This is a genomic window from Clostridium sp. Cult2, from assembly GCF_021655075.1.
GTDB lineage: Bacteria > Bacillota > Clostridia > Tissierellales > Tepidimicrobiaceae > Schnuerera.
Genome location: NZ_PPXX01000046.1, coordinates 1 through 4,801 on the forward strand (window position 1 = coordinate 1; position 4,801 = coordinate 4,801).

The window sequence follows — 4,801 nt, forward strand, 5'->3', positions numbered from 1 at the left end:
TAACTCCTATAGCTATGGAAGAAGGATTAAGGTTTGCTATTCGTGAAGGCGGTAGAACTGTTGGTGCTGGAGTTGTTACTAAGGTTCTTGGGTAATTAGTATGTATATAAAAGAAGGGGACTAATAGCTCCCTTCTTTTCGTATACTATCTTGAAAAATAATAGTGAAACAGTGAAAAAAAGACTTGAGTTTTTATAAGATATACTATAAACTATAGTAGTGTTTTAAAATCCGAAAAATTTTAGACATTGCGATGATACAAAAGGTTGCCCCGCACTCAAATTTATAGATAAGTTTGAGTCAAAAGATTGTTTGAGTAGAGTGTTCTTTATAATTTTTAACTCATCTATGGATTTGAGTGCGGGGGGAATTTTTGTTGAGAATGTCCGGTTGTAAATCGGGCGACAGGAATTGTCTTATATGGCGTGGGCCATTTATATAAAAAAACATTACAACACACCCGGAAGAGTGTATCGACAATTCCGTGTCGCATGTAAGAAGAATAGCATGCGATAGAAGGAGGGAATTAAATGTCAAACAGTAAACAAAAAATTAGGATTAGGTTAAAGGCTTATGATCATGAATTATTGGATTCATCAGCTCAAAAAATAGTGGAAACTGCCAAAAGAACAGGAGCTAATGTATCTGGTCCAGTACCATTACCAACAGACAAAGAAACAATTACAATTTTAAGAGCGGTTCATAAGTACAAGGATTCAAGAGAACAATTTGAGCAAAGGACCCATAAAAGGCTAATCGATATCCTAAATCCAAATCAAAAGACTGTAGATTCACTTATGAAATTGAATTTACCGGCTGGCGTTGATATCGAAATTAAGCTATAATTTCTTAGAATGATTACTGAAGGTAATCCGCTGTAGGATAATAGGAGGTGTAAGTATGAAAAATATTTTAGGTAAAAAAATAGGAATGACCCAAGTATTTAATGAAGATGGAATTGTTATTCCAGTTACAGTAGTTGAAGCAGGTCCATTAAAAGTTATACAAAAGAAAACCATAGAAAATGACGGATATAATGCGATACAAGTAGGTTTTAAAGATAAGAAGGAAAATCGAGTCAATAAGCCATTAAAAGGGCATTTTGATAAAGCTGGAGTAGAGTATAAACAATATGTTAGGGAGTTTATCGTTGATAATGCAGAAGAATATGAAATAGGTCAAGAAATCAAAGCAGATTTATTCCAAGAAGGCGATAAAGTCGATATTATAGGTACATCAAAGGGGAAAGGAACCCAAGGTCCTATTAAGAGACATAATTACTCAAGAGGACCTGAAAGCCATGGTTCAAAGTATCATAGAGGCGGAGGAGCTAGAGCAGCAGCAGCATATCCAGGCAGAGTATTTAAAGGGTCAAAAATGGGTGGTAGAATGGGTAATGAAAGGGTAACAGTTCAAAACCTTGAAATAGTTAGAGTTGATGCGGATAGGAATCTATTATTGATAAAAGGCGCTGTACCAGGACCAAAAGATGGACTGCTAATAATAAAAGAATCCGTTATAAAAAGATAAGAAACAGATAGAAAGGAGGATCTGGCATGCCTAAGGTGAATGTTTACAATATGTTAGGAGAACAAGTAGGAGAAATAGAGTTGAGTGAAGATGTATTTGGCGTTGATGTAAACCAGCATGTACTATATGAAGTAGTAAAAAATCAACTTGCCAATAAAAGACAAGGTACTCAATCAGTAAAAACAAGAGCTGAAGTAAGAGGTGGTGGAAGAAAACCTTGGAGACAAAAAGGTACAGGTAGAGCTCGCCAAGGAAGTATAAGAGCACCTCATTGGGTTGGTGGTGGCGTATCATTTGCACCAAAGCCAAGAGACTATAGCTACAAAGTTCCTAAGAAAGTAAAAAGACTAGCTATAAAATCAGCCTTAAGTTCAAAAGTTTTAAACAATGAAATGATTGTATTAGAAGGATTAAACTTAGAAGAACCAAGAACTAAGGAAATGGTAAAAATATTAGAAAATATTAAAGCTGGTAAAAAAGCCCTCATCGTAATGGATGAAATGAATATCAATGTGATTAAATCTGCTAGAAATATTCCAAATGTAGAAACTGCATTTGTTAACACATTGAATGTTTACGATATATTAAAATTTGACTCTTTTATTATAACAAAAGATGCGGTAAGAAAAGTGGAGGAGGTGTTTGCATAATGCGTATTCCACACGATATTATTATTAAGCCTATAATTACAGAAGAAAGTATGAACGATATGGCCTATGGAAAGTATACTTTTAAAGTAGATAGAAGGGCTAATAAATCTGAAATTAAAAAAGCTATAGAAAAAATATTTGATGTTAAAGTTGAAAAAGTGAACACCATGAACATGTTAGGAAAAGAAAAAAGAATGGGAGTACACGTTGGTAGAAGACCAAGTTGGAAAAAAGCAATAGTAACTTTAACTGAAGATTCTAAATCAATAGAATTCTTTGAAGGAATGTAGTTAAGTTTCAAAAGAAGGAGGGAACAACAATGAGTATTAAAAAATACAAAGCAACTTCCCCTGCAATCCGTCAAATGACTGTTTCCGCATTTAAAGAAATTACGAATAAAGAACCTGAAAAATCTTTGGTTGTTAGTTTAAATAGAAAAGGCGGAAGAAACGCACAAGGCAAAATAACATCACGTCACAGAGGTGGCGGTGCAAAGAGAAAATACAGGATTATAGATTTTAAAAGGAATAAAGATGGAATTCCAGGAAAAGTTGCAGCTATAGAATATGATCCTAATAGGACTGCGAATATTGCACTAATTCATTATGTGGATGGTGAAAAAAGATATATACTTGCTCCGAACAAATTGAAAGTTGGAGATGTTATTGAATCGGGAGCAGATGCTGATATTAAGGTAGGAAATACTTTGCCACTAAGGAATATTCCAGTAGGTACTACTATACACAATGTAGAACTTAAACCAGGAAAAGGTGGTCAATTTGCACGATCTGCAGGTTCTGAAGCCCAATTAATGGCTAAAGAAGGAAAATACGCTCAGCTAAGACTTCCATCAGGAGAATTTAGACTTGTACTATTAGATTGTCGTGCAACTATAGGTCAAGTAGGAAACATTGAGCATGAAAACTTAACATTAGGAAAAGCTGGAAAGAGTAGACATAGAGGTTTTAGACCTCACGTTAGAGGTAGTGCTATGAACCCTGTGGATCACCCACACGGTGGTGGTGAAGGAAGAACACCAATAGGTATGCCATCTCCATTAACACCATGGGGTAAACCAACATTAGGATATAAAACAAGAGCTAAGAATAAGAAATCTGACAGATATATAGTAAGAAGAAGGAAGAAATAGTTTATATCATTACCTGAAAGGAGGAATAATAATGGGTAGATCATTAAAGAAAGGTCCGTTTTGTGATGATCATCTTCTTAAAAAAGTAGAAGAATTAAATAAAAAGAATGATAAAAAAGTCATCAAGACTTGGTCTCGTCGTTCCACCATATTTCCCCAAATGGTAGGGCATACTATAGCCGTCCATGATGGTAGAAAACATGTACCTATATATATTACTGAAGATATGGTAGGGCATAAACTTGGTGAATTTGTACCAACTAGAACTTTTAGAGGACACGGTGATAAGACTGAAAGGTCAACAGCGTTGAAATAGATGATGAAGGAGGGATTAGGATGGAAGCTAAAGCTGTAGCTAAATATATAAGGATCTCACCCTTAAAGGTAAACTTTATATGTGACGAAATTAGAGGCAAGCAAGTAGATGAAGCTTTAACAATCCTTAGGTTCACACCTAAAAAAGGTGCAAGAGAACTTGAAAAAGTATTGAACTCTGCTATTGCTAATGCAGAAAATAATTTTAATTTGGATAGAGATAATTTATATGTGAAAGAAGCCTATGCCAACGATGGACCTCAACTTAAAAGATGGAGACCTAAAGCAAGAGGAATGGCTTATCCGATATTAAAAAGAACTAGTCATATTGGAGTTGTAGTTAAAGAAAGAGAGTAGAAAAGGAGGGATAGTTAATGGGTCAAAAGGTTAACCCACATGGATTAAGAGTAGGAATAATCAAGGATTGGGATTCCAAATGGTATGCAGATAAAAAGAATTTTGATGAATTGTTAATAGAAGACTATGAAATTCGAGAATATATTAAAGAAAAACTGTTTATCTCCGGGATTTCGAAAATGGAAATTGAAAGAGCTGCCAACAGAATTAAGATTTCAATTTATACTGCAAAACCAGGTATGGTTATTGGTAAAGGCGGTTCTGGTGTTGAATCTTTAAGAAAAGACATTGAAAAAATGACTAAGAAAAATGTAATTATAAATGTTGAAGAAGTGAAAGTTCCAGAGTTAGATGCTCAATTAGTATCGGAAAATATTGCTGCCCAACTTGAAAGAAGGGTTTCATTCAGAAGAGCAATGAAGCAAGCAATTCAAAGAACTATGAGGTCTGGCGCTGAAGGTATAAAAACATCTGTGTCTGGAAGACTTGGAGGAGCAGATATGGCAAGGACTGAAGGTTATAGTGAAGGGACTATACCTCTTCAAACTTTAAGAGCAGATATTGATTACGGGTTTGCAGAAGCGGACACTACCTATGGAAAACTAGGAGTAAAAGTTTGGATATATAAAGGAGAGATTCTTCCTACTAAAAAAGTAGATGAAGATGATAAGACAAGGGAGAAGGATTCAACAAACTAGTTTATAAATAGCTTGTAGGAAGGAGGAAAGGTAAAATGTTAATGCCTAAAAGAGTAAAATATCGTAGAGTTCATAGAGGAAGAATGAAAGGAAATGCTACT

General features: G+C 34.8%; 8 protein-coding genes and 1 pseudogene. All 9 read left to right on the forward strand.

All coding sequences use genetic code 11. The features are described from left to right. Positions 1-95 (forward strand): annotated as a pseudogene (locus C3E90_RS04760) (elongation factor Tu); the annotation flags it as partial. Between the two features lie 435 nt (positions 96-530). Next, the gene (gene rpsJ / locus C3E90_RS04765; protein ID WP_236914524.1) at positions 531-845 is read left to right on the forward strand and encodes a 30S ribosomal protein S10; all 315 of its coding nucleotides are present in this window, start codon (positions 531-533) and stop codon (positions 843-845) included. Positions 846-900: 55 nt separating this feature from the next. Continuing rightward, on the forward strand, positions 901-1,530 hold the full coding sequence (rplC, locus tag C3E90_RS04770) for a 50S ribosomal protein L3 (protein ID WP_236914525.1): 630 nt from the start codon (positions 901-903) through the stop codon (positions 1,528-1,530). 26 nt (positions 1,531-1,556) lie between these two features. Next, on the forward strand, positions 1,557-2,180 hold the full coding sequence (gene rplD, locus C3E90_RS04775; RefSeq protein ID WP_236914526.1) for a 50S ribosomal protein L4: 624 nt from the start codon (positions 1,557-1,559) through the stop codon (positions 2,178-2,180). Continuing rightward, a complete protein-coding gene (gene rplW, locus C3E90_RS04780) occupies positions 2,180-2,470 on the forward strand; it encodes a 50S ribosomal protein L23 (protein WP_236914527.1) in 291 nt (96 codons plus the stop codon). The genes rplD and rplW overlap by 1 nt, the downstream gene beginning before the upstream one ends. A gap of 29 nt (positions 2,471-2,499) precedes the next feature. Further along, complete coding sequence (rplB, locus tag C3E90_RS04785) at positions 2,500-3,330, forward strand: 50S ribosomal protein L2 (protein WP_236914528.1); 831 nt, start codon at positions 2,500-2,502, stop codon at positions 3,328-3,330. Positions 3,331-3,361: 31 nt separating this feature from the next. Then, positions 3,362-3,646, forward strand: a complete 285-nt coding sequence (rpsS, locus tag C3E90_RS04790; RefSeq protein WP_236914529.1) for a 30S ribosomal protein S19 — start codon at positions 3,362-3,364, stop codon at positions 3,644-3,646. Positions 3,647-3,666: 20 nt separating this feature from the next. After that, positions 3,667-4,002, forward strand: coding sequence for a 50S ribosomal protein L22 (rplV, locus tag C3E90_RS04795; RefSeq protein ID WP_236912213.1), 336 nt, complete (start codon positions 3,667-3,669; stop codon positions 4,000-4,002). Between the two features lie 17 nt (positions 4,003-4,019). Then, positions 4,020-4,700, forward strand: coding sequence for a 30S ribosomal protein S3 (gene rpsC, locus C3E90_RS04800; protein ID WP_236914530.1), 681 nt, complete (start codon positions 4,020-4,022; stop codon positions 4,698-4,700). Positions 4,701-4,801: the final 101 nt, after the last annotated feature.